Here is a 23,675-nt window from a genome sequence, read left to right as displayed (position 1 = left end):
TATAAATATAGAGAGCGTAGATCAAACTTAGCCCGCCCTCTATTACCTTTTTATCTTGTTTTATTAAGAATAACTTTGTCATCTTTCAGAATCTACATCAATGATGACTTTTCTGCACTGTTTACATCTAAATGCTTCTATTTTGGCAACATCTATTCCCGTGGCAAGGGTTACTTCCCCTTCTTTTTCGTACAATGCCCATCGTCTTTTCCCCTGCTCACTCCATGCAAGCCTGCGGAGTCCCATAAGCTTTCCTGATGTCATTGTATTTTTACAAAATGGACATTGCATTTTAAATTCCTCCTTATCTGGAATATATTACATCATTCAAACGAAGTTTTCTCTCTATAGCTCCAACACTTGTTGCAATTCCAAGAATCCTAAGCTTTCTAGCAAAAGCTCCTCTCCCGGTGTAATATGAATTGTTTTAGCTTCTCCTCCGCTTACTTTTTTGAATTCAACTTCTATATCAGCTTTATCATATAGGTCGCCATGCACCACATACTCCAGCTTTCTTGCGCCCCGAATTCAAAAGTTCATAGAACTCAATATAACTTGGTTTTTATCATCTGTGTTTTCAATCTATGCAGATTCTACTGATTTAATCTTCCAATTATCTCTCTCTTTAAATAAGTCAACGTCATAATCCTAAATAAAACCACACTGCTACAACAGGCACTACAAGAAGCAGACTGCTTAAAAACAATACGGTACTGTCATGTGTGCATTTCCTAGATAAGTAAAACAGGAACTGCCCGACCAAAATAGCTATCACACCTTTTAACAAATAGATGAAAGTTACATAAACTCCCAACGACATCTGCCATTTTATTTGAGAGAAAAGAAGCAAACTTTGCACACTGTACTGGCTTCCAGACATTTCATAGTAATTTAAAATCTGCATCGGTCTCCATACAAAAGTAATTGCTGCAGCAACAAGAGAATACATTGTACACAAAATGGTTTTTATGCGATTGCTGCCTTTAATTCCCTTTGCAGACGGTAAAATCAAGAGTTCTACAGAAGACGTTTTTTCTATAGTTCCAAGAGATGACAATGCCAAAATCATTATCAAAAAAAGCTTTGCAAAGTCGAGGAGTTCTTCTCGCCTTCCTTCCGAACCTAACAATTTATTCCATCCGGTATCATACAGATAGGCCACATTTAATCCATTTTTCCTCTGTTCTTCCACATATTGGTACTGAGTTTTCGCTCTATCAAACCCAATTTGTTCCGCCTGTCTGGGTGTCAACTTCTTAATGTAATAGTCCAATACAGTAGCACTAATTAGACCTTGCTGATATCGCTGATATTGCTTTTCAAGTTCTTCATCTAAACTCCTGAAATATTCTTCCTCCCGTTCTATCCAATCAGCTTTCTCCTTTGATAATTCTCCTGCTAGAACCTGCGAATATCTTTGGTAGTAGGCTTCTTCTTGGTCAGAGAAAAAATGATTTTCATAATAAAATAATGCCTGTATAACGAGTAGCGCTAAGAGAAGAAACAACCCCTTCTGCATAAATAACATTTTTTTACATTCCATGCTAAACAAATTTACAGAAACTCTAGTTCCACATGCTTTCATTTGAAATTTTTTCAACCATCTACTCTTTTTTGCTTCTGAAGAAGCTTCTGATATAAACAGTTTTATTGACCAAGTCAAAGAAATTATAATTGACAAAATACTTGTAACCAGTCCCGCCATTACAGCAGAAACCGGTATTCCTAAAAAGTTAAAATTCGTATAATCATTAAAAAAATGTGAAGTATCTAAAATGGCCGCTAAATTAAAATGCTTAACAGGACTGAGCCATGCATAGTCTTCTACGGTTAGCCAAAGCAACAGTTCTACACTAAGGGTTAAAATACTGCACAATATAGCATAAACATGATTACGGCAATAAATACAAAAAAGGAAAAATATACTGTTAATTGCAGTAACAGCAAGCCATTTACACAAAAGGAACAACCAAAAATATGTTCGGATATTGATTGCAAAAGGACTTGCAAAATATCCCTCTAAAGATTGAATTGCCGCATCTCCATTCCCTAGTGAATTTATTACCGCAGCTAGAAAATAATTTGTACCGTAAAACAAAATAGTAAGAATCAGTGCTCCTAAAACAAATGTCACATACTTAGCAAAAATCAGTCTGCCCTTTCCATTTAGAGTAGGCTTAAGCAAATGCAATAGCCCTTCTGCTCTTTCCTGTAGCATAAGCTGAATCAACAGTGCTAAAACAGAAAAGAGAAGAAGACAATCTGTCATACGATAATCCGTCACATAACGTAATCCTGTCGGATAATCAGGTTCCAACTCAATTCCGTGAAGCCGACTATATGCGTTTTTAGTTTTTTCCAAGTTTTTTCTATTGAAGTAACTTGTATTAAAAATAGCAGTATTCTGCATATCTTCTGCTTGCAATTCAATGCTTAAGAGAAATGCTTCATAAGACTCATTTTTATTTTCACTTCTATTTTCTGTCCAACTATCTTCCTGGAAAGTTTCTTTTTTTTCAAAGTCACCTGTAATCTGTTCTAAAACTAATATTCCATTTAAAATAAAAATCAGTGGTAGAAAAATAAAAAGAAATCTCCATTGGAAGAGTTTTTTCCATTCAAATTTTATCAGATTCCCCACTCTCAAAATCCTCCAAAATAATAGAGATACACATCTTCCAGCGATGGTCTTACTTCTCTACAGTTCCATACCGAATCAGGCTTTTTTGTAACCACTCTAGCAATAATCTTTTGATCCATCTGTGAAACACCCGCAATACACCATGTAGCCGGTAAATCCTTATACTGTGTTTCCGTCAGCTCAGTTTCATACACCAGACCATACAATTGGCTTAAAATTTTTTCCTTACAATCTTTCTTAAGAATTTCACCTTCCCCCATAAGAATCAACTCTTTTGCGATAAATTCTACATCTGAAACTACATGGGTAGCGATAAGAACGATTTTATTAACAGCAATGCGAGAAATCAGATTACGTACCCCAATTCTTTGTTTCGGATCCAGTCCTGCAGTCGGCTCATCTAGGATGAGGATATCCGGATTGCTTAAAATTGCCTGTGCAATTAAAAGTCGCTGCTTCATACCTCCAGAAAGAGTTTTTATTCTACTTCCCATATGTTCCGAGAGATCAACTAATTTCAAAATTTCCGGTATCTGTCGTTTGGCTTCTTTTTTTTCCATACCCTTTAAAGCTGCCATATAACTCAAAAACTCTCCCACACGAAATGCCGGATATAATGCTTGCTGTTGTGGCATATAACCAAGCTTTCTTCTATAATCTTGATCTATTTCATTCACATTTTCTCCATTGAAATATATGGTTCCCCTATCGGCTTTTAAATTTCCTGTCAATATACCAATCAATGTTGATTTACCTGCTCCATTGGGTCCTAAAAGACCGTAAATTCCTGGAGTCATGGAAAAAGAAACATTTTTCAACGCCTCTTTCTTCCCATAGCACTTATATAAATCCTTTATCTCAAGTTGCATAAATCCTCCCTAGAAATACTCATCCATTGTTTCAATGCGGATAGATTTTTCAAAATTCCCTTTATAATAATAATCTTTATCAAGCATATACATAGACTTCTTTGTTTCATCTGCCGTGTAATAGATGAAACAATTTTTCATTTCCCCTACAATTCGATATGGTACATTCCGAACCGTCTCATACATCTGTACTTCCTGTTCTGTTTCAAAACAATAATAGTAATAGACGGCCTTTCCGTTTGGCTTTCTTCTTAGAAATAGAATTTTATTATGGTCAACAATACTGCTACAATCTAATCCTCCGGCATCAAAAACATAGCCATCATCTATATGAAGAATTTTTTCTTTTGTATTCTTCTGCAAATCCCACCTATAGACTTGTTCTTTAATAATACCGGGATACTCTTCATCCTCAATAACCCCTTCTTCAAGCTTTTCAATCACCAAATCATTCTTATATACACCTATGATATAAAACGGTGGCTTTATGGCTGTTGTTTTTCCATTTTCATCCTTGACTTTTTTTAAATCTCCCATCTGCAATATATCTGTTTCTTTTTTATCTATATCAAAAATCAGATACTTATACCAACATGTTACTTCATCAAAATACCAATCACAATATGCCTCATAAGGATTCTCTGCCTTCATAATTTGAACATAATCTGCAAATTCTCCCTGCTCATACCGAGTGAAGAATTCATCTTCTGTAAAACGCTGCTCAGCATACCCTGTCACCTTGATTATACTGTAATCCTTTGAAACCGCCTCAATAGTGCATTGCACAGGTTCTTCTGTTCTTTCCATAATTTCAATAATTTCACCTGACAGCAAATCCACGGAAATGCATTGCTGGGTCTGAATGATTTCTTCAGAGTTTTCTTTTGGATTATATAACCAGTTCAAAACTGTAATCACCTTATAGTTTGTATAATATGTATATGATAAGTCTAGATTTGCCTCCCAGTTTCCAGGCAAACTGTCTCCACAATCAATTTTTGCAATTACCTTTCGATTATTTCCATCCAAATCCATCTGAATAAATTCATATAAATTTTTTTCCTGCCGCTTGACAAAACAATACAGTTTGCCTCCATATTCAGCAAGTCCTAAAGCCCCATGATACCCATCATACCAACCACTGCAACTACTATCATTGTGCCTGCAGTTTGCCCTGCTACAAACCACATAATCCTTCTTTGATTCGTAATCAAAAAATAGAAAATGGTTATCTTCGATGTGTAATATTCCTGATTCGCCTGCAGAAAACGTTCCAAAATCATTTGCACCCTGTACAACTATATCTGACGGCGTTTCGGAAATTTTTACGGACAAATTGTCGGGTTCACTGCAGGAATAAAGGAAGAAAGTTATTGTATATAAAAATATAATGATTATCTTTTGCTTTCTCATAAATACCTCCCATCTAGTAATCCTTATAAGCCGCCCTTCTCACATACGTGCTATTCAGCATACGATAATTGAATTGAAATAACAATCTGAATAACCTAGAAGTCCTCATTTCTAAGGACTTCTAGGTCACTTTAGTACAAACCTATAACCTTTCCTACCATATAGCAGTAGTCGCCAAATCTTGATTACTTCACCATCCATACTGGCACTTCAAATTTATGAGGCTCCTAGAAATATTTTTGGCTTATCTTCCACTACTCTTTACATTTCGGTATAAAAACTTACAGATCCTCCTTCGCATGAGAATTTATGTGTACTATTTAAACTTTTCACCAAAAAATCATAAGTATCTGTTGCGATAAGGGAACCACTTGCTCCTGTTTTATTCGCAGACTTAGTGAATTGATTATCTGATGCTGAACCATAAAACCACACCCGGCCAACTCCGGTTAATTTCTTCGTATATGCATCTACAGGAGCTTTTTTCCCTCCAAAGTAATAGGATACTTTGAATTCGGTATGAGTTTCTGCTTTTTTTCCAACTATAGAAGATAATCCTGAAACTGTATATTTGTTTCCATGTGAATCAGTGACAGTTTTAGATGTTGCCTGAGGTAATGACGCACTTACCGCATTTTCAATTGTTTGATCTTCAGCCGCAAATGAAAAACTTGTAGCTAAAAGAGTAAATGCGCATACACATGCAAAAAATTTTTTTAATTTCCTTCTCATGATTTTATCCTTTCGTTTTTCCTCTAGTTCTTGATAATTCGATGTCCAATATATAAATTATAAGATTATCCCATATATTATAAAATATGATTGAAACAATATCATACTAATCATCTATATATGATTTATTATTAACTGGATCACATCACTTTTTTGAATCATATTCATCAAAAAAAACTTTTCATATTTTCTTGTCGGAATGGCTCTCCAAATATTAATATTGAAACTGTCGAACAAGTATATGCCTCTGAAATCGTTTGTTTGCTTTAGTTCACATTTTCAGTCTCTTCCCTCATACGCATCACCCCTTTTTAAATCTAATCCCAATACCGACAGAAGCAAACGAATCAAATGATTTATTTTTCTGACTTTTCTATATCATAGCAGATTCCTAAAACTATGTCAACCATTATTTTGTTTTTCATAATATATTTTTTTAATAACGTTGACACTACAAAACTTCTGTTGTACAATTTCAGTTATAAGGAGACTACTATATGGCCAGAGGTAGAAGCAATTTTAAGATGGGAACGGTGGAGCTTATTGTCCTCTTCCTGTTAGACAAAAGTGATTTATACGGTTATCAGTTAACTACGCTGATTGAGACTCTTTCCGAAGGGAAGGTTATCGTCACCGAAAGTTCTCTGTATCCAACCCTTTATAAACTAAAGAATAATGGGTGCATTTCCGATATTGAAAAACCTATCGGCAAGAGACGTATTCGAGTATACTATCACTTAGAAGATTCCGGGAAAGCTCGTCTTGCCGACCTGTTAGAGGATTACGAGAACAACAGGATAGGCACTGACCGAATTCTCGCTTGTAAAGAACTGCCGGAGGAGTATTATGCAGCAGATTAGGGCTAAAGCACTCAAACAGTATTTCAAAGAAATAAAATTACTGCTTCCTATTTATTCTAAAGAGGAGAAAATATTTATTAACGACCTTAGAAAATCAGTCGACGAGTATATCGAATCCAATCCAAACTGCACCTATGAAGAAATTTTGGAGCGATTCGAGGAACCTGCTGATGTTGTTTTTAACTATATTTCCTGTTTAGACCAGCATGAGCTTTGCAAAAAGATTTCTCTGAGAAAAACGATTAAAAGAGCGATTATTATTGCTGTTACTGTAGTAATCGTTACATGTACCATCAGAGTTATTTTTCTTTATGATTCATACTTAAAAAGTGTAAACTCTATCATTACTCATGAAAGAGTTGTCATCGAATAGAAAGGGGACTTAGATATGAAAAAATTCACCACTTTTTTCACTATTATCAGCATGATTTTAGTGTTCACATTGCAGCCTGCGTTTGCACAGAGCAACGTAATTTCTGTAGATATCGAAGAACTGCCTGACGGCAGCCGCTTCATAACTGTGATAGAAGATGTACCTACACCGGGCATTCAGCCTTTTGACAGAACCACTGAAACAAAATCTAAAACCGTATATTACGAAAATTCAGCAGGCAAATCCGTATGGTACGTCAGAGTTACCGGTACATTTACCTATGGAGATGGTACTGCCAGATGTACTTCTGCAACTCCATCTGCCGCTTCTCTAGACTCAAACTGGAAAGTTTCCGATATTACAGGTGGCAAGTCCGGAAATAAAGCGACAGCCACAGCAACCGGAAAACGCTATAATGGTAATATTGTTGTAGAGACTGTAACAAAAACCGTCACTTTAACCTGTGGTCCGACCGGTATGTTCTACTAATTATTTAGCGAATTACAAAATGTCATACTAAAAAACCTCCCGTTTAAACACCTTTCCTACGGGAGGTTTTCCTTTGAACAGATTTCTCAGCTGAAAGTTTAATAGACAAACTCTCCGTCTGCAATGATTTTTTTGCCATCCAAATACAGCGTAGGCTTCAAGATGATGCCATCCATATGGCAGTCTGCCTTATTTTTTCCGCCAAAAGAGGTATTGGTTCCAAAGGCGATATGTACCGTTCCATAGACTTTTTCATCTTCCAGTGTATTTCCACAGAGCAGCGCTTTTTCATTTGTGCCGATGCCAAGCTCAGCCACAATGCCGTTCTCCGGTTTAGTAAATAAGATTTCCAGTTTTTCAGAACCTGTGCCTGTGATTTTCTGAAGCTGACCGTCCTTCACTGTGACGTGAAGGGGCTCGACAAGCGTTCCAACGCCTACCATTGAACCGTCAATCAGAGTTTCACCATCACACCCGTCTTCCTTCGGTGCAATATACGCTTCTCCTGAAGGCAGGTTTCCGCTACTTCCACGATGTCTATATACGCCAGTACTTGGGACGCCCTCTCTATTCTGCAAATTTAGCCTCATCACCAACCCATCCTTTTCAATTACAGCTTCGTTCGCCTCGGTGAGCATTTGCGTCAATTCCAACGTACGTTTTTCAACTTCTTTAAAATCAGCGGTAATTGCACCCTGTGTAAACATTTCCTCTGTAATACCCGGCATAGTACCTACACGGGCGCCTTTTTTGACGGCCTCTACTTTTGCACTCGTATGGGTTAGAGACTCTTCTGTGGGACAGATGATAACATCTGCACCCAGCATTGCATTTGCTACAGCCTCAGGAGGTTCCTCTCCGGAAACAGAGCGAGCTTCCATGGACATGAGAAGAGATTCGCACCCGAGTTCAAGACCCGCCTGATATAGGGCTTTTCCGATTTCGAATTTTAACGTATCGGTGATAACAAGCAGCGTCTCTTCCTTTTTTAAATCCATGCAACCTGTTAAAATGTCCTTTGATATTTCTATAAGTGATTTCATATTTGCTCCTTAAATCAGTTCTTTCAGCACAGCGGCAGAAAAAGTACGTGGAAGCAATACATTTTTACCGCTGCGGCTACAAAGGATATACTTCATCTCTGCGGAGTATCCCATGCAGTCCATCAGAATGCAGTCGCAGTCAATGTCTTTTAACGTAAGAGCCAGCGCCGCGAAATTCTCTCCGCTGGTTGTATACGGCGAGATAGGAAAAACGCTGGTCTCCATGCCGATACCTCCCCATTGCGCCATAGCCTCAGATTTCTGTTCCTCTTCGGGAACGAGAACTACAAGCCTTTTTCTATCACATATGGCGGGGATAATCGCCCTCAAAAGACGGTTTGGATATATCAGAGGAACATGTGCAGTGAGAAGATCTTTGAAATCTCCCGTACATAGGAACATAATCCCACTCACACCGCAAACTTCCAATTCATCGATACACCGCTGAAGATGCACGATAATTTTTTCTTCCGCCATGGAAACAGACCGCCCATCTCTAAGGGATGAAACAAGAACTGTGTCGCCAGACTGCGGTGCGATTTCCTCCAATTCTTCCTCTGAAAGGTTGTCCAAAGCCCCTTTCTGTAAAATTTCTATATCATCTCCGATTATTGGAAGAATGTCTTTCATGATATCATCTCTAGGGGACTGACCGATCGTGATAAAACCAATTTTCTTCATCTTACTTCATTCCCATTGTCTGCAGCTGCGTCATGGAGCCGTAGAGTTCTACTAAATGATTAAATTCGGCTTCGTCATAAAAACTGCACTGTTTTCTTCCATAGGCCTTGGCGGCTTCTAAGACAAATCTTATAGTCATCTCTACGTCTGCTGCGTGAGTTGCGCCGGTTCCGCATCCCGGAACAGGAACTTCCGTTGTAATTGCAACTCCAACAACAGGAGCGTTTGTGGAAACAGCAGGCTGCAGTACACTGTTCAAATGATACAGGTCATTTCCATAAGGGGTGATATCCTGTGTCGTAACAGGGAAAACCTTTGGCAGACGACCCGTCGTCATTTCCATTAAATCCAACAGATCTTCACTGGTTCGCAGAATATATCCCTCCTTTACCGTTGGAGAAATCGCAAAACCCATTGTATTGATGACTCTGTTTCCCTTTGTGGTATCGACAGTCAAAATTGCTTCCATTTCTTCACAAACCTCTTCATCATTGCACTGCTTCATGCTGATAGGAGAATCCATAAAGTCTACAGGTTCATGGGGTTCGGTAGGCGCATCGCTGCAGATGTGGGTAACCGCAATGACATCTCCTTCCAGTGTATCTCCTTTTTTCTGCATATCGAGAAGTTTTGCCGCTGCAGTCAACACCGTAAGCGCACCATCTCCATCAGATACAAAACCGATTCTCTCAGGTCTAGCACCTAGTCCCCCCAGACGGCCTATTAAGCCGAGGGTAGGGGCGTCGCCCCCTTTTATCCGTCCATTAGTTCCCGGAATCGTAACCTTTACCAAGTCGGTCTTTCCTTTATCTCCGTAAATTGTCTTCACTTCAACATCTGCATCCGATTTAATGGATCTAAAATAATTAGCCATTCTCTCACCATTTGCATGGATATCATCGAGAATATCATATACTTCGATCATTTGCTTGAATACCATTATGTACCTCCTGAAATTAATTTTTTTAGTCGTTAAAATGTCAATACTCGGTATTGTCCTAATTTGCAGCACACGATCTGCGTTCTTCCTGTTTGTGTAATTCCGGTATTACTGCTCATTTTAGCAGGGAAAAAAAATAAAAAGAATTGTATGTACATATAAAAAATTTTATAGATTATTGTATGATAATATAATTCTGTTTACGGATTTATTAAATCCTGGTATAATTATGGCAGAATCAAGACAAAAAGGAAGGTTGCATATATGAAGGATATTACCGTATTAGATGTTCTGCACCTGCCAATCATGGCAAATGCAGCGCTGAAAGCTGGCCAGAACGGGCTATCTAATATCGTATCGTACGTTAATGTGCTGGATAACTATTATGATGAAACAGATTCAGAGTCTACACCAGTAAATTACGGGCAGAATCTATATTTGACGTCAATGGCTTACGGAGTGGACAATGAGGAATACATCAACATGCTGATTCGGCATTTTATTGACATGAAGGTTTCCGCCCTTTGTATCATTGACGAATACTTGGACGAGCTTCCAGAAAGTGCATATGAATTAGCAAACACACACAAGCTTCCCATTATTTTTATCGACTCAAGTACCCCATATGCACTGATTATTTCTTCCATCATGGAGCTTAAACTATCCTATCATGAATCTGAACTTCATGAAAATCTAATCCATGAACTAGTTTCCTCCCCATGTAAAGAAGAGAGAAAACTAGAGATTATTCCTCTGCTCAATAAGAATTTTCATTCCTATATTAGAGCCTTTTACTGCGTCAATACCGACCTCTCCTCCAACAAAATCACAGCAATCAGCAACGAGGTATATTTGCTGAATAAAATTAGAGAAAACAAGTTTGCCTTAGGATGCCACTATAAAAAAGGGATGTTGATTATCTGGTCCTACCGCACGGCGACCAATCTTTCATCCTGCGAGGATGAAATCCAGTTTATTCGCAGAATGCTGCCTAATGCAGTCATAGGAATCAGCGAAATGCTTCCGCTGAAGAAAGTAGATGAAGTGATTGTACAAGCATCTATGGCAAGTTTATCTGGCGCACACGATATCAACGGCACAGTGTATTTCAGAGATATCGGATTATCAAAACTGCTCGTCAAACTCCTTTCAAATCCACTTCTTGAGGACTACTTTAATGAGTTATATTCGCCCATTGCTGAACATGACAAGAAATACCATTCCAACTTGATTGAAACAATGACAGCCTTTATTGAATGTGACCTTGATCATGTAAAAACGGGAAAACTGCTGCATATTCATGTTAATACGGTACGCTACCGCCTAAATAAAATTAGAGAGCTGATTCCGTATGGAAGGAGCTCTCTTGACTTTACGCAAACGCTGTATTTTCTGTACAAAATTATGAAAATGAAAGCGTTGACATAGCGCCTTGCGGCAACCTATTTCTTAAATAATCCAAGCATGGAAGTGGAGAAATCCCGAAGCGCGGATCCCACAAGAGCACCTGCGCCAAGGATTGCAAAAATGCTGTCTCTTTCAGGATTTTTATGGATAACAATCGCTCTGATTGAAATTGCAATCAGAATGACAACACCAGCCTCAGTCCATCCAACCAAAAAACCAGTTGCAAACAGAATTCCTGCCTGATGATTTCCGCCCAAAAGCTGAATCAGTGCACCTGGAATTGCCCAAATCGCAAGCCACTTCATTACTTCAACGGTAGATCCCGCTTCAATAGTCGACTGATAAACAAAGTTAATCGGCGCAAACATACCCTGATTGAAATAACCCTTCGCAAAAATTGCTACCATGACAAAGGCAACGCCAAACCCGAGCAATTCTGCATAGTACTGCTGTTTTCTTCCTACTTTTTCTAGCTCCATATCTGCGCCTTTACCACGCAATATCCATCCTGCCTTTAAATCGTTTCCCATATCAGAGAAAGCCGGACCTGTAGCAGCTGTAAATCCTGCAAGAATTGCCAGCGGCAGTGTAGGGAAGCCAATCATCATACCAATAATCAAAAATAGCAGTGCAGTAGCAAATCCCGGAAACCAGCCTGAATGCATCGCGGAAACACCTACGATAAGCTCAGATACCAACGCTGCGACTGCAGCAAAGATGACCCATGCGATTAGCTTCACTATACCCATTTCATAGTACAGACCTGTCGCAATTGCAAGACCGATTGCAATAACAATATATGCAATAAAGCCTTTGCTCAAAGCGTTTTTCATATCACTGAGACTTGTTCCGAATCTGGATGCGGCAGAAGTTCCATTTTCTTCTTTTTTAAATAAAATTCGTGCACACTGCAATAAAGAAATAATTCCGGCACCAATCATCGCGCCATGACCAAGATAGGAAAGAGAAACGCTGTCGGCAAATGAGAAATCCGATCCGAAAATATCTGTTGCAAAAGTTCCGGTGTGACCTGCAAAGGTGAGAGAAAATTCGTTCGTAGATAAAATACCTTTCAACAAAGCACCTACACCAAAAGCACCCATCGCTACTAAACTTCCAACCCATACTACTCCAACTAAATCCATTGGAATTCCAATCATTGCACCAATCCATCCGGCAGCAGAACCTACAAGCAGCAAAAGCGCTCGTTTTCCTTTGTCAGCCATAGCATAAATAGATTCGGCTACAGCAATTCCCGGAGGCCACGCACCTTCAGCCGGAAACATTGGAGATCCAAAGGACTTGTATAAAATCGTTGCATCCACAATAGTGGCAAGAGTTGCACCAATTAACATAGGAACCATCAACTGCGGCCATCCCATGATAACAGGGATACCCATAGTTAAGAACATACAATTTGCAGAAGCAAACGTCGCACCGGAAATCGTCGTCTGTACCAGATTCTGCCGGTGAATGTTTTTAAAAGGTTTTAGCCATCTGAGAGGAATTTGCGCAATAAGAATAGCAAAAATAGCGCCGACAATAGATGTATCTGGTGTAGTACCTGTATGAATCTGTACCTGAAGTCCTACAATACACCCGAGAATCGCAACAATAATAGCAACAACAAAAACTGCAGGCTCTTTTACTTTTGGCATCTGATCTGCAGTAATCTTATGTCTGTCAATTTCTTTTTGTTCCTCAAGCAGAATATTGTTCTGCTTACTTTCTGTGTTATTCATAACTTTCTCCTTTTGTTTTGATTCACAAATCAAACTGCTAACGAGAACATTATGAATATTGACATTTTAACTAAATTTAATGTATCATGGCTTCGATTTAGTGTCAAGGACTTTTTGAAATTTCAAAAAATATAGGTTGACTTTCGCCTCTGAACCCAGTATACTGGCAGTGTGTAATTCCGGTACTTGCATTATTACATGGAGGTACCACTAATATGTTAGTAAATCTTGAAGATGTTAAGAAAATTGCAATCGGAAGTCTCTTTCTCGGCGGAGGCGGAGGCGGAGATATTCGTGAAGGTCTTTCAACCGCAAGGCGCGCTTTGGAATTGGGAGAAGTGCAGATTATTCCCCTTTCCGAAGTCAGCGAAAAGGAAGGCGTCATTCTTACCATATCCGGCGTTGGCTCTCCCGCATCGGATACCGCTTACTATTCAGAGGACGTTTACGAAAAAATTCTTTATCTAATTCAATCTCAGGAAAAGAAAAAAATTATAGGTTTTATTCCCTGCGAAATGGGTGCTTCATCTTCTTTTGAGCCCTTTATTCCAGCTGCTCGCTTAAATATTCCCGTCATTAATTCTGCCTGTGACGGCAGAGCACATCCCTTTGGGATTATGGGATCTCTGGGTCTTGAGAAAGGTGATAAAAATATCACGGTGCAAGCTGGGGCTGGTGGCAGAGAATCTACCAATACATATGTTGAAGTACTTTTAACCGGCTCCATAGAAACTACCTCTGACCTGATCAGAAACGCCGCAGCAAAGGCAGGCGGCGCTATAGCTGTCGCAAGAAACCCTGTCGCTCCGTCATGGCTTGAAACTTCCGGTGCAACGGGAGCATATGATTTAGCATACAGACTGGGCGAAGTATATTTAACTGGAAAAACAGTGGAAGAAAAGATTGCAGCAGCATGTTCCGTAGTAGAAGGAAATATAATTTGCCAGGGCAGGGTAGAGAATCACACTCTCTGCACTGAAAACGCGTTGGATCATGGTTCTTTTACAGTTTGCAGCGAAAACGACAAATATCAGCTATACTTTTTTAATGAATATATGGCCGTTGATAAAAATGGGGAAAGGCTACATACGTTCCCTGATTTGATTACAACGATAGATACACAAACGGGAGAAATTCTGACTACTGCACAAATTGAAAATGGCTGCAATATTACAGTAGTTGCCGCATCAAAAGAGCATATGCTGCTTGGAAAAGGTCTTTTATACCGAGACGTATATCAGAGAATCGAAAACATTCTAAATATCGAAATGCAAAAATATATTGATGAAATTTATATTGATTGAGAGGAGCGCTGATGAAACTTTTATTTTTAATCCCTGTGACTGCGGAATATGAGAACAAAAAAACTGATATTCTTTCATATCTTCAGCCCTATCTTCATCCAGATACGGTCATCGAATTTGCACAAATTCCGCAAGGATACACTTCTATTGAATCGGATTTACAGGATATTTACAACGGCTGGCAAACTGTAAATCTGGTAAAAACGCTGAGTAAATACTACGATGGCATATATGTGAATTGCTTTGATGATCCGGGCGTATCTGCTTGCAGAGAACTTGCCATTACTCCCGTTATCGGTCCATATCAGGCGGCAATACATTCTGCGCTGATTCTCGCAGATAAAATTGGTATTATTACCACCGACACAGCGGGAATTATTCACGAAGAAAGAAAGGCAAAGCAAATAGGTATGCTGGACCATATCGCCTCTATTATCCCTGTTGATTTAGAAGTAAACGATATTCGTGAACAGGCGGATTTCCTGATAGACAGACTGCTTTCTATCTGCAAAAAAATGTCTGATGATTACGGCATCAAGGCAGTTTGCCTGGGATGTACTGGAATGTTTTATATTGCAAATACCCTCAATGCAAGGCTGAAAGAGGAGCACATAAATATAACCGTTATCGAACCCATGGCAAATGCTATAAAATTCCTGGAAACTATGGTTATGCTGGGATATGACAATTCCGTTTCTATCAGTCCACAGATTGCTTCAGCTAAAATTTTAAGGCTGTAAATACAAAACCTTAAAGAGCCGCAAATTTATGCGGCTCTTTTCTAGTGTTTCAGTTCCTCCTGAAACCGGCTGATAATATTTTTCTCAGCCCGCGACACGGTCATCTGGGAAACGCCGAGAGCCTTTGCAATTTCTGCTTGAGAGCGGTTATGGATAAACCGCTGCTTGCATATGTAAAGCTGCTGCTCACTGAAAGTAGCCATGACCTTTTTGATAATCTCAGAGATTTCAATCCGTTCATAGCCTTTTTCCACAAAACCGGCATACTTTTCGAGAAGTGGACTTTCCCCATCTTCTCCCATGTCATCAAAGGTTTTATCAAGAGAATAGGTTCCGTAAGCCTGGGAACTTTCCTGTGCCTCAATAATCTGCTCCTTTGAAAAGCCTGTAGCCTTGCTGATTTCTTCCACCGTCGGTTTACGATGATACTCCGTGTAAAGTGTTTCCTTAGTTTCCTGCACCTTCGCGGCAATCTCTTTCAGGCGGCGGGGAACCTTTAAACTCCATTGCTTGTCCCGGAAATATTTTTTGATTTCTCCCAAAATAGTTGGTGTTGCAAAAGAGCTGAACTCATATCCTTTTTCCGGATCAAAGCGCTCCACAGCAGAAACAAGAGCAAGAGCACCAACCTGATAAAGATCGTCATATTCTACGCCTTTTCCTAGATATTTCCGAATCAGAATGTCTACCATGTAAAGATGTTTTTCTACAATTTCGTTACGAAGTTCTCTGGTGGGATTGTCTTTGTATTTGATAAACAATTCTTGTTCCATCATAAATATTTCACCATTTTTATTGACTTTTGTCCGTTCTCTAAAACATTAATTTCTACTTCATTCATCAGTGTTTGAATAACATAAACACCGATATTTCCTTCAGTTGGGCAGTTTTTGCAAGGTTTATGCAGCTTTTCAAGGGTATGATTTTCACATCTGTCTTCTATGATGATTTCAATCCTCCCTTCCTCTACGCTGCATTGCAGTTCGTACTTGTCGGAAAATCCGTCAAAACCATGGCAGGATACCAGTTTGCAAGCCTCCGATACAGCTGTTTTTATATCTTCAGCTCCATCAAGATCAAAGCCTGCGGTTACTGCTACCGAGCTGATTGCAAGACGCAGCATTGTCAGATATTCCGGTTTTCCCGGTATTGTAAATTTTAACTGATCCATTTAAATAACTCCTCTATCAGCATAATTTTTATAAATCCAATAACTGGCTGTGAATGTACATATATTCGCAAAAAATCCTAAAAATATGCATAACGCTCTGCATATTTTTTTAAAAACTTTCAAAAATATGTACAGTCAAAGCTGTTGAAAGGCAATTTCATTGTTCATTCGGCAGCTTTTTTAGTTCTTAGCTGCGCAAATGTGCATATTAAAGGCATTTTTTCTTAAAATATGCACACAGGAGTGCATATTATCGACAAAATCCTCCAAAATATGTACAGAAAAATATAAGTGAAAAGAAACGATGTGCAGCGCCAAAAAGAAGAAAGCTGTCGCTCCATCTAAACGAATCTTTAAACTGTGCGACAGCCTTTTATTTTTAATTACAGAGTAAGCTGTTCGTCACCGTCTTCTTTCGGTGCTTCTTCCTTTGCAGGTTTTTCTTTTACTTCCTCTTCCTCATCTTCTTTGATTACTTTTGCCATAGCGACAATTTTTACTTCGTCTTCGACCTTCATAATCTTTACACCCTGGGTTGCTCTGCCCAGTTTGGATACTTCTCCAGCTCTGATTCTGATGATGATTCCATCTGAATTAATCATCAGAGCTTCGTCATCTTCATCGACAACCATTGCACCGATAAGAGCACCGGTCTTTTTGAACTTGGATTTATCATAAGTCAAAAGACCTTTACCGCCGCGCACCTGAATCTTATAGTCTTCTACAGGAGTTCTTTTACCGTAACCATTTTCTGTTACTACCAGCAGCTCCTGACCCGGTTCAACAAGTTCCATTGCTACAACTTCATCATCTTTTTCAAGCTTAATTGCACGAACACCACCGGCAATTCTACCCATGCTTCTTACATCTTCTTCAGAGAAGCAGATACATTTACCATTTTTGGTTACTATGATTACATTGTTGCTTCCAGTAGTTTCTTTGATACCGATTAACTGGTCGTCATCCTTTAAGTTGATAGCAATAAGACCAGTCTTTCTCTGCGTATCAAACTGAGAAAGCGGTGTCTTCTTAATCGTACCGTTCTTAGTTACAGCAATGAGGAATTTATCATCTGCAAATTCCTGTACCGGAATAATTGCTGTAATTCTTTCTCTCTGCATCAGATTCAGGAAGTTGACAGCCGGCGTACCCTTAGCTGTTCTTGTCGCTTCTGGAATTTCAAATGCTTTAATCTTATGCGCTTTTCCTGTATTGGTAAAGAACATGAGATAGTCGTGAGTAGAGGTCATAATCAGGTCTTTTACAAAGTCGTTTTCTCTGGTCGTAATGCCTGTAATGCCCTTACCGCCACGTCTCTGTGCTTTATAGGTGTCAGCCGGAACTCTCTTGATATATCCAAGATGCGTCAAAGTAATCGCTACTTTTTCTTCTGCAACTAAGTCTTCATCGTCAAATTCATCTACATCTGCAACCATCTTGGTTCTTCTGTCATCACCGTATTTTTCTTTGATTTCCAGAAGTTCATCTTTTACAACACCCATGAGCAGTTTTTCATCAGCAAGCAGCGAATTAAAGTAAGCGATTCTTTCCATCAGCTCAGCATACTCTTTGTCGATTTTTTCTCTTTCCAGTCCTTGCAGTCTGGCAAGTCTCATATCCAAAATTGCCTGCGCCTGAATTTCTGAAAGTCCGAAACGTTCCATCAACTTTTCTCTTGCGTCATTATATGCGCTTCTGATGATTTTAATAATTTCATCAATATTATCAAGAGCGATACGCAGACCTTCTAAGATGTGGGCTCTGGCTTCGGCTTTTTTCAGGTCAAATTGAGTTCTTCTGGTTACAACTTCCTTCTGGAATTTCAAGTACTCTGAAAGAATGTCATAGAGATTAAGAACCTTTGGACGACCGTCTACCAAAGCAATCATAATCATGCTGTAGCTTTCCTGCAGCTGTGTATGCTTATATAATCTGTTCAGCGTAATCTGAGGATTTGCATCTCTCTTCAGTTCGATGACGATACGCATACCGTTACGATTGGATTCATCTCGGATTGCAGAAATGCCTTCGATTCTCTTATCCTTTACAAGTTCTGCCATCTTTTCGATGAGTCTAGCTTTGTTTACCTGATAAGGAATTTCCGTTACAATAATTTGTGAACGCCCTCTATCAGTTTCTTCAATTTCGCAACAGGAACGAACCTTTACCTTACCGATACCGGTTTTGTAGGCTTCTCTTACGCCGTTCTTTCCAAGGATAGTCGCACCCGTTGGAAAATCTGGTCCTTTGACATATTTCATCAAATCTTCTACAGTTGCTTCTTCGTTATCAATCAACTCTACTGTAGCATCGATGACTTCACTGAGATTATGCGGCGGAATGGAAGTTGCCATACCTACGGCGATACCGTTGGAACCATTTACTAAAAGGTTAGGAAATCTACTTGGCAGCACTACTGGTTCTTTTTCTTCACCGTCAAAATTATCTACAAAGTTTACCGTTTCTTTTTCAATATCCCTGATCATCTGCAGAGAAAACGGCGTCATTCTTGCTTCTGTATAACGCATTGCAGCGGCGCCGTCACCATCGACGGAACCGAAGTTTCCGTGACCATCTACCAACATATATCTGGTAGAAAAATCTTGTGCCAGTCTTACCATAGCATCGTAAATAGATCTATCGCCGTGTGGGTGATATTTACCCATTACTTCACCGACAATACGGGCGGATTTTTTATGCGGTTTATCCGGTGTAACGCCCAGCTGGCTCATACCGTAAAGAATTCTTCTGTGAACCGGCTTCAGTCCGTCTCTGACATCAGGAAGGGCACGTCCTACAATAACACTCATGGAGTAGTCGATGTAGGATTTTTTCATTTCTTTAGATATCTCATGCTGTTCTAATTTTGTATCTTCTAATAATGTATTCATACTTTTGCCCTCCTTTCTTAAATGTCAAGTTCTGCTAAGTGTGCATTATCTTCGATAAATTTCTTTCTAGGCGGAACCTTATCTCCCATCAACACTGTAAATACTTCGTCTGCAGCTGCAGCATCGTCGATGGTAATCTGAATTAAGGTTCTGTTATTGTAGTCCATCGTGGTTTCCCAAAGCTGATGGAAGTCCATTTCACCAAGACCCTTGTATCTCTGAATGTCTATTTTACCTGCTTTTCCGTCTTCCTTCAGCTTCGCCATCAGTCTGTCCTGCTCAGGTTCACTGTACGTATAGTAAACCTCTTTGCCTCTTTTTGTCAGGAAAAGCGGCGGTTTTGCAGCATAAACATAACCACCTTCGATCAATGGCGTCATATATCTGAAGAAGAAAGTAAGCAGTAATGTTCTGATATGGGCGCCGTCGACGTCGGCATCGGTCATGATGATAATTTTGTGATATCTCAGCTTGTTTTCATCAAATTCGTTGCCGATACCACAGCCAAACGCAGTAATCATATTCTTGATTTCATCAGAATTTAAAATCTTATCCAGTCTTGCTTTTTCTACATTTAAGATTTTACCACGAAGCGGAAGAACAGCCTGTCTCAATCTGTCACGACCTTGCTTTGCGCTGCCACCTGCGGAGTCACCCTCGACTAAGAAAATCTCAGACTTTGCCGGATCCTTTTCAGAACAATCGGCTAGTTTTCCTGGCAAAGCAATACTGTCAAGAGCACTTTTTCGTCTTGTCAATTCTCTTGCTTTTCTTGCAGCTTCTCTGGCTCTTGATGCACGGAGACATTTTTCTAATATAACTTTCGCCTGAGTTGGATTTTCTTCAAGGAAAGCTGTTAAATTTTCACTGGTAGAAGTTTCTACGAAACCTCTCATCTCAGTATTTCCCAGCTTTGTCTTAGTCTGTCCTTCAAACTGAGGTTCTGTCAGTTTTACAGATACGATGGCTGTAATACCTTCTCTTACGTCTTCGCCGGCAAGGGAATCGTCATTGTCTTTCAAAATCTTATTTTTTCTTGCATAGTCGTTGAATACTCTTGTAAGCGCTGTACGGAAGCCTGCCATATGGGTACCGCCTTCTGTAGTACTAATATTATTGGCATAAGAAAGAACCATTTCGTTATACCGATCAGTATACTGCATGGCAACTTCAAGTTCCATATCCTTTTTGCTTACTTCAAAATAGATGATTTCCTCATGGAGGGCATCTTTATTATTATTCAGATGCTTTACAAATTCCTTCAGACCGCCTTCATAATGGAAAACTTCTTTCTTTTTCTTTCCTTCTCTTTCATCAGAAAGAACAATCTTAATTCCCTTGTTAAGGAACGCCATTTCTCTAAGTCTGTGCTGCAGAGTATCATAATCGTACTCTGTAGTTTCCTGAAAAATTTCAGGATCCGGCCAGAAAATTGTCTTAGAACCTGTCTTCTTGGATTCCCCTACGATTGCGAGAGGTGCAACAGTTTTACCTCTTTCATATTCCTGTCTGTAAATGTTTCCGTTTCTCTTAACTTCTACTTCCATTCTAGTAGAAAGGGCATTAACAACGGAAGCACCTACACCGTGCAGACCGCCGGAAACCTTATATCCTCCTCCGCCGAATTTACCGCCGGCATGAAGGACTGTATGAATAACTTCAACAGCTGGAATGCCAAGTTTCGGGTGATTATCAACCGGCATACCTCGACCGTCATCTTCTACCATAATAGAATTATCTTTCTGAATGGTTACATTGATAGATTTACAGTAACCAGCAAGTGCTTCATCCACACTGTTGTCAACAATTTCGTATACCAGATGATGGAGCCCTCTAGGTCCGGTACTGCCTATGTACATACCAGGTCTTTTACGAACTGCTTCAAGACCCTCCAGTACCTGAATTTGGGCGGCGTCATACTGATTTTGATTTTTCTCTTCTTTGCTCATCTTACACCCACCTTATATCAATTTTTATTTTCTCTGTTAATTTTAAGCGCTTTTTCCATTATACACTAAAACAAGCGATTTTACAAGAAAATAAGTGTATTTTATCATTTTTACCTTAACTCTATTAAAAAAGCCGCAGAAACGTTAATTTAGTACGAAAAAACCTATTAAAAACTGTCGATATATATCGTAATTCTTAATAGGTTTAATTTTCTCTCATTTCCCCTTTCTCGATGTAAATCACTTTTGCTTCGGGAAAGGATTTTAAAATTTCACCGGAAATATCAGTCGTAGTAATAAAAAGCTGATTATTTTTCAAGGTTTTTATCAGATATTCCTGTCTTTCAATATCCAGTTCACTCATCACATCGTCAAGGAGCAGAATCGCATCTTCTTCGGTTTCTTCTTTAATCAGATTCAGCTCAGCCAGCTTCAGTGAAAGAGCACAGGTACGCTGCTGACCCTGAGAACCAAAACTTCTCATATCAATCCCATTGACATAAAATGAAATATCATCTTTATGAGGTCCTTTTGTAGTAGTGCGCTGGCGAAAATCATTTTTAAAGGCTTTTTTGATTTCATCATAAAAAAAACCTTCCAGATCTTCCAACGATTCCATATATGCCACGTTAGGATTATACTCCAGAAAAAGGCTCTCTTTTCCATTGGTAATGCTGCTGTGGATTTTTCCGCTGAAATTGCTGATTTTTTTGATAAACTTTTCTCTGATATGAATGATTCTTGCACCATAATGGGCAAGCTGAGTATCCCACAAATCCAAAATGCTGTTATCTATATTTTCTTCTTTCAGATAAGTGTTTCGCTGAACCAATGTTTTCTTATAGTTAGTCAAGCTGTCATAATAGAGAGGTTGTATCTGACAAAGTTCTCTATCTATGAACTTTCTTCTCTTTTCCGGCTCATCTTTGACGATTTTCAAATCCTCCGGCGAAAAAATTACAATTAGGATGTTTTCAAGAAGTTCGGACGTTCGTTTGATATTGATGCCGTCTTTTTTTATGGATTTCTTGGCGTCTTTTTTAATGGTAATTTCTACAGAAGTGTCAAAGACTTCTTTTTCAGCTTCTACCTTAACTTTTGCTATGGATTGATCAAATTTTACAAGATCGCTGTCCTTGTTGGTTCTAAAAGATCTGCCAATAGAAGTAATGTATATACTTTCCAGCAAATTAGTCTTTCCCTGGGCGTTATTACCCAGGAAAAGATTTACATTTTTATTAAAATCCACTTTTAAATGGTTGTAATTTCTAAAATTAGTTAGCTCTATATTTTTAATGTACATAATTAATTGTTGGTGATTCTAACAGGAAGAATCAAGTATTCAAATGCTTCCCCTTCAATTGGTTCTACAAGGCAAGGGGTAATTGGTGTGTTGAAGTACATATATACTTCTTCATCATCGATAGATTTCATCACGTCAAGGACATATTTTGCATTGAATCCGATATCCAAATCTTCTCCTTCTTTAGAAATGATAACTTCTTCTTTTACATTTCCCTCTTCAGACTTGGAAGTGATGGTAACGATGGTATCTTTGATGGACATTTTAATGAGATTGTTCTTTCCTTCTTTAGAAAGCAAGGAAGCTCTTTCTATACTTTCCATCAAATCTCCTTTGTTGACCTTCACTTTTATTTTATTGTCTTTTGGAAGCACATCCTTGTATTTGATAAATTCACCGTCAAGAAGTCTGAGGACAACCTTTACGCTGCCAATCATAAAGATAGCTTTTTTATCACTCATGAAAAGTTTTACATTTTCATCTTCTTCTGATGCATCACTTAAAATCTTACTGATTTCGTTCATAATTTTTGCAGAAATAATGACGTTCTTTTCTTCTTTATTAATCATAGCTTCTCTGGTGATTGCCATTCTGTAGCCATCGATTGCAACCATGTTTATACCATCTGCTAAAAGCTCAATAAGAATACCTGTAATAACACCTTTTGATTCATCAATGCTGGCAGCAAAAGATGTTTTTCTAATCATCTCTTTTAAAATTGTTTTATTGAATACGATATTGCCTTGATTTTCTTCTATATCTTTTATATTTGGAAATTCATCAGGAGAAAGACCTATGATACTGAACTGAGAATTCATGCATTTGATGATTACATTTCCTTCTTCCTGTTCCACACTGACATCGGCATTAGGAAGCTTTCTGATAATATCGCCAAAAAGTTTTGATTGTACTACAATGGAACCGCTTTCGGCGTTTTCAACTTCAATTGTTTCTTCTATCGTAATATCTAAATCTGAAGCTGACATTTTTAATGTGCCGTTATTAGATACTTCTAAAAGGATACCTTTTAAAATTGGAATAGTGGTTCTCGATGTTACCGCTTTGGACACGATATTTAATGCTTTGGTGAGAACTGATTGGTTGCATGTGAATTTCATACTTAAAAC

The 23,675-nt window shown here is 38.8% G+C and carries 21 protein-coding genes; 6 read left to right on the top strand and 15 right to left on the bottom strand.

The features are described from left to right. Positions 1-78: 78 nt before the first annotated feature. From D1155_RS03450 to D1155_RS03430, 5 genes are all read right to left on the bottom strand, one after another. A complete protein-coding gene (locus tag D1155_RS03450; RefSeq protein ID WP_160201027.1) occupies positions 79-291 on the bottom strand; it encodes a PF20097 family protein in 213 nt (70 codons plus the stop codon). Positions 292-640: 349 nt separating this feature from the next. After that, positions 641-2,641 carry a hypothetical protein gene (locus D1155_RS03445; protein WP_160201026.1) on the bottom strand — a complete coding sequence of 667 codons (2,001 nt, stop codon included), beginning with the start codon at positions 2,639-2,641 and terminating at the stop codon, positions 641-643. A gap of 2 nt (positions 2,642-2,643) precedes the next feature. Further along, a complete protein-coding gene (locus D1155_RS03440) occupies positions 2,644-3,510 on the bottom strand; it encodes an ABC transporter ATP-binding protein (RefSeq protein ID WP_160201025.1) in 867 nt (288 codons plus the stop codon). Positions 3,511-3,519: 9 nt separating this feature from the next. Further along, positions 3,520-4,923 (bottom strand): hypothetical protein, encoded by a 1,404-nt coding sequence (locus tag D1155_RS03435; RefSeq protein WP_160201024.1) that lies wholly within the window; start codon positions 4,921-4,923, stop codon positions 3,520-3,522. Between the two features lie 261 nt (positions 4,924-5,184). Next, on the bottom strand, positions 5,185-5,655 hold the full coding sequence (locus D1155_RS03430; protein ID WP_160201023.1) for a hypothetical protein: 471 nt from the start codon (positions 5,653-5,655) through the stop codon (positions 5,185-5,187). Between the two features lie 497 nt (positions 5,656-6,152). Between D1155_RS03430 and D1155_RS03425 the strand changes: the two genes are divergently transcribed. The 3 genes from D1155_RS03425 to D1155_RS03415 are packed head-to-tail and all read left to right on the top strand — an operon-like array spanning position 6,153 to position 7,377. Further along, complete coding sequence (locus tag D1155_RS03425) at positions 6,153-6,515, top strand: PadR family transcriptional regulator (RefSeq protein WP_160201022.1); 363 nt, start codon at positions 6,153-6,155, stop codon at positions 6,513-6,515. Next, the gene (locus D1155_RS03420; protein ID WP_160201021.1) at positions 6,502-6,888 is read left to right on the top strand and encodes a DUF6120 family protein; all 387 of its coding nucleotides are present in this window, start codon (positions 6,502-6,504) and stop codon (positions 6,886-6,888) included. The genes D1155_RS03425 and D1155_RS03420 overlap by 14 nt, the downstream gene beginning before the upstream one ends. A gap of 15 nt (positions 6,889-6,903) precedes the next feature. Continuing rightward, positions 6,904-7,377 (top strand): DUF2083 domain-containing protein, encoded by a 474-nt coding sequence (locus D1155_RS03415; RefSeq protein ID WP_160201020.1) that lies wholly within the window; start codon positions 6,904-6,906, stop codon positions 7,375-7,377. Positions 7,378-7,475: 98 nt separating this feature from the next. On the opposite strand, the gene D1155_RS03410 is transcribed toward D1155_RS03415, so the two are convergent. From D1155_RS03410 to D1155_RS03400, 3 genes are read right to left on the bottom strand one after another with little or no spacing between them, the layout of a single operon-like run. Beyond that, a complete protein-coding gene (locus D1155_RS03410) occupies positions 7,476-8,420 on the bottom strand; it encodes an aminopeptidase (RefSeq protein WP_160201019.1) in 945 nt (314 codons plus the stop codon). 9 nt (positions 8,421-8,429) lie between these two features. Then, entirely contained in the window at positions 8,430-9,101 is a 672-nt protein-coding gene (locus D1155_RS03405) for an AroM family protein (RefSeq protein ID WP_160201018.1), read from the bottom strand. A 1-nt stretch (position 9,102) separates the two neighbouring features. Then, entirely contained in the window at positions 9,103-10,041 is a 939-nt protein-coding gene (locus D1155_RS03400; protein WP_160201017.1) for a DUF1177 domain-containing protein, read from the bottom strand. A gap of 264 nt (positions 10,042-10,305) precedes the next feature. On the opposite strand from D1155_RS03400, the gene D1155_RS03395 reads away from it, so the two are divergent. Continuing rightward, complete coding sequence (locus tag D1155_RS03395) at positions 10,306-11,469, top strand: PucR family transcriptional regulator (protein ID WP_160201016.1); 1,164 nt, start codon at positions 10,306-10,308, stop codon at positions 11,467-11,469. A 14-nt stretch (positions 11,470-11,483) separates the two neighbouring features. Here D1155_RS03395 and D1155_RS03390 read toward each other — a convergent pair whose 3' ends face one another. Beyond that, complete coding sequence (locus tag D1155_RS03390) at positions 11,484-13,190, bottom strand: OPT/YSL family transporter (protein ID WP_243151005.1); 1,707 nt, start codon at positions 13,188-13,190, stop codon at positions 11,484-11,486. A gap of 215 nt (positions 13,191-13,405) precedes the next feature. Here D1155_RS03390 and D1155_RS03385 point away from each other — a divergent pair, with 215 nt between their 5' ends. Beyond that, on the top strand, positions 13,406-14,494 hold the full coding sequence (locus D1155_RS03385; RefSeq protein WP_160201015.1) for a DUF917 family protein: 1,089 nt from the start codon (positions 13,406-13,408) through the stop codon (positions 14,492-14,494). A gap of 11 nt (positions 14,495-14,505) precedes the next feature. Then, positions 14,506-15,234 (top strand): aspartate/glutamate racemase family protein, encoded by a 729-nt coding sequence (locus D1155_RS03380; protein WP_160201014.1) that lies wholly within the window; start codon positions 14,506-14,508, stop codon positions 15,232-15,234. A 41-nt stretch (positions 15,235-15,275) separates the two neighbouring features. Here the strand turns inward: D1155_RS03380 and D1155_RS03375 are convergent, their stop codons facing one another. From D1155_RS03375 to dnaN, 6 genes are all read right to left on the bottom strand, one after another. Then, positions 15,276-16,010: a sigma-70 family RNA polymerase sigma factor gene (locus D1155_RS03375; RefSeq protein WP_160201013.1), complete on the bottom strand. Its 735-nt coding sequence runs from the start codon at positions 16,008-16,010 to the stop codon at positions 15,276-15,278. Further along, positions 16,007-16,405 (bottom strand): ATP-binding protein, encoded by a 399-nt coding sequence (locus tag D1155_RS03370; protein WP_160201012.1) that lies wholly within the window; start codon positions 16,403-16,405, stop codon positions 16,007-16,009. The genes D1155_RS03375 and D1155_RS03370 overlap by 4 nt, the downstream gene beginning before the upstream one ends. A 383-nt stretch (positions 16,406-16,788) precedes the next feature. Continuing rightward, positions 16,789-19,296, bottom strand: coding sequence for a DNA gyrase subunit A (gyrA, locus tag D1155_RS03365; RefSeq protein WP_160201011.1), 2,508 nt, complete (start codon positions 19,294-19,296; stop codon positions 16,789-16,791). Between the two features lie 17 nt (positions 19,297-19,313). Then, positions 19,314-21,245, bottom strand: coding sequence for a DNA topoisomerase (ATP-hydrolyzing) subunit B (gyrB, locus tag D1155_RS03360; RefSeq protein ID WP_160201010.1), 1,932 nt, complete (start codon positions 21,243-21,245; stop codon positions 19,314-19,316). Between the two features lie 205 nt (positions 21,246-21,450). After that, positions 21,451-22,548: a DNA replication/repair protein RecF gene (recF, locus tag D1155_RS03355; protein ID WP_160201009.1), complete on the bottom strand. Its 1,098-nt coding sequence runs from the start codon at positions 22,546-22,548 to the stop codon at positions 21,451-21,453. A 2-nt stretch (positions 22,549-22,550) separates the two neighbouring features. After that, complete coding sequence (dnaN, locus tag D1155_RS03350; protein WP_160201008.1) at positions 22,551-23,666, bottom strand: DNA polymerase III subunit beta; 1,116 nt, start codon at positions 23,664-23,666, stop codon at positions 22,551-22,553. Positions 23,667-23,675 lie beyond the last annotated feature (9 nt).

The organism is Anaerotruncus sp. 80, from assembly GCF_009936115.1.
Taxonomy (GTDB): Bacteria; Bacillota; Clostridia; order Peptostreptococcales; family Anaerovoracaceae; genus Senimuribacter; species Senimuribacter intestinalis.
Note: the sequence above shows the minus strand (reverse complement) of the source record. Positions and strands in the feature narration are given on the sequence as shown.

What these genes read in the sequence shown, in the direction of transcription:
- D1155_RS03450 (WP_160201027.1), bottom strand. Translation starts at nt 291, where the DNA reads ATGCAATGTCCATTTTGTAAAAATACAATGACATCAGGAAAGCTTATG.
- D1155_RS03440 (WP_160201025.1), bottom strand. Translation starts at nt 3,510, where the DNA reads ATGCAACTTGAGATAAAGGATTTATATAAGTGCTATGGGAAGAAAGAG.
- D1155_RS03435 (WP_160201024.1), bottom strand. Translation starts at nt 4,923, where the DNA reads ATGAGAAAGCAAAAGATAATCATTATATTTTTATATACAATAACTTTC.
- D1155_RS03430 (WP_160201023.1), bottom strand. Translation starts at nt 5,655, where the DNA reads ATGAGAAGGAAATTAAAAAAATTTTTTGCATGTGTATGCGCATTTACT.
- D1155_RS03425 (WP_160201022.1), top strand. Translation starts at nt 6,153, where the DNA reads ATGGCCAGAGGTAGAAGCAATTTTAAGATGGGAACGGTGGAGCTTATT.
- D1155_RS03420 (WP_160201021.1), top strand. Translation starts at nt 6,502, where the DNA reads ATGCAGCAGATTAGGGCTAAAGCACTCAAACAGTATTTCAAAGAAATA.
- D1155_RS03415 (WP_160201020.1), top strand. Translation starts at nt 6,904, where the DNA reads ATGAAAAAATTCACCACTTTTTTCACTATTATCAGCATGATTTTAGTG.
- D1155_RS03410 (WP_160201019.1), bottom strand. Translation starts at nt 8,420, where the DNA reads ATGAAATCACTTATAGAAATATCAAAGGACATTTTAACAGGTTGCATG.
- D1155_RS03405 (WP_160201018.1), bottom strand. Translation starts at nt 9,101, where the DNA reads ATGAAGAAAATTGGTTTTATCACGATCGGTCAGTCCCCTAGAGATGAT.
- D1155_RS03400 (WP_160201017.1), bottom strand. Translation starts at nt 10,041, where the DNA reads ATGGTATTCAAGCAAATGATCGAAGTATATGATATTCTCGATGATATC.
- D1155_RS03395 (WP_160201016.1), top strand. Translation starts at nt 10,306, where the DNA reads ATGAAGGATATTACCGTATTAGATGTTCTGCACCTGCCAATCATGGCA.
- D1155_RS03390 (WP_243151005.1), bottom strand. Translation starts at nt 13,190, where the DNA reads ATGAATAACACAGAAAGTAAGCAGAACAATATTCTGCTTGAGGAACAA.
- D1155_RS03385 (WP_160201015.1), top strand. Translation starts at nt 13,406, where the DNA reads ATGTTAGTAAATCTTGAAGATGTTAAGAAAATTGCAATCGGAAGTCTC.
- D1155_RS03380 (WP_160201014.1), top strand. Translation starts at nt 14,506, where the DNA reads ATGAAACTTTTATTTTTAATCCCTGTGACTGCGGAATATGAGAACAAA.
- D1155_RS03375 (WP_160201013.1), bottom strand. Translation starts at nt 16,010, where the DNA reads ATGATGGAACAAGAATTGTTTATCAAATACAAAGACAATCCCACCAGA.
- D1155_RS03370 (WP_160201012.1), bottom strand. Translation starts at nt 16,405, where the DNA reads ATGGATCAGTTAAAATTTACAATACCGGGAAAACCGGAATATCTGACA.
- gyrA (WP_160201011.1), bottom strand. Translation starts at nt 19,296, where the DNA reads ATGAATACATTATTAGAAGATACAAAATTAGAACAGCATGAGATATCT.
- gyrB (WP_160201010.1), bottom strand. Translation starts at nt 21,245, where the DNA reads ATGAGCAAAGAAGAGAAAAATCAAAATCAGTATGACGCCGCCCAAATT.
- recF (WP_160201009.1), bottom strand. Translation starts at nt 22,548, where the DNA reads ATGTACATTAAAAATATAGAGCTAACTAATTTTAGAAATTACAACCAT.
- dnaN (WP_160201008.1), bottom strand. Translation starts at nt 23,666, where the DNA reads ATGAAATTCACATGCAACCAATCAGTTCTCACCAAAGCATTAAATATC.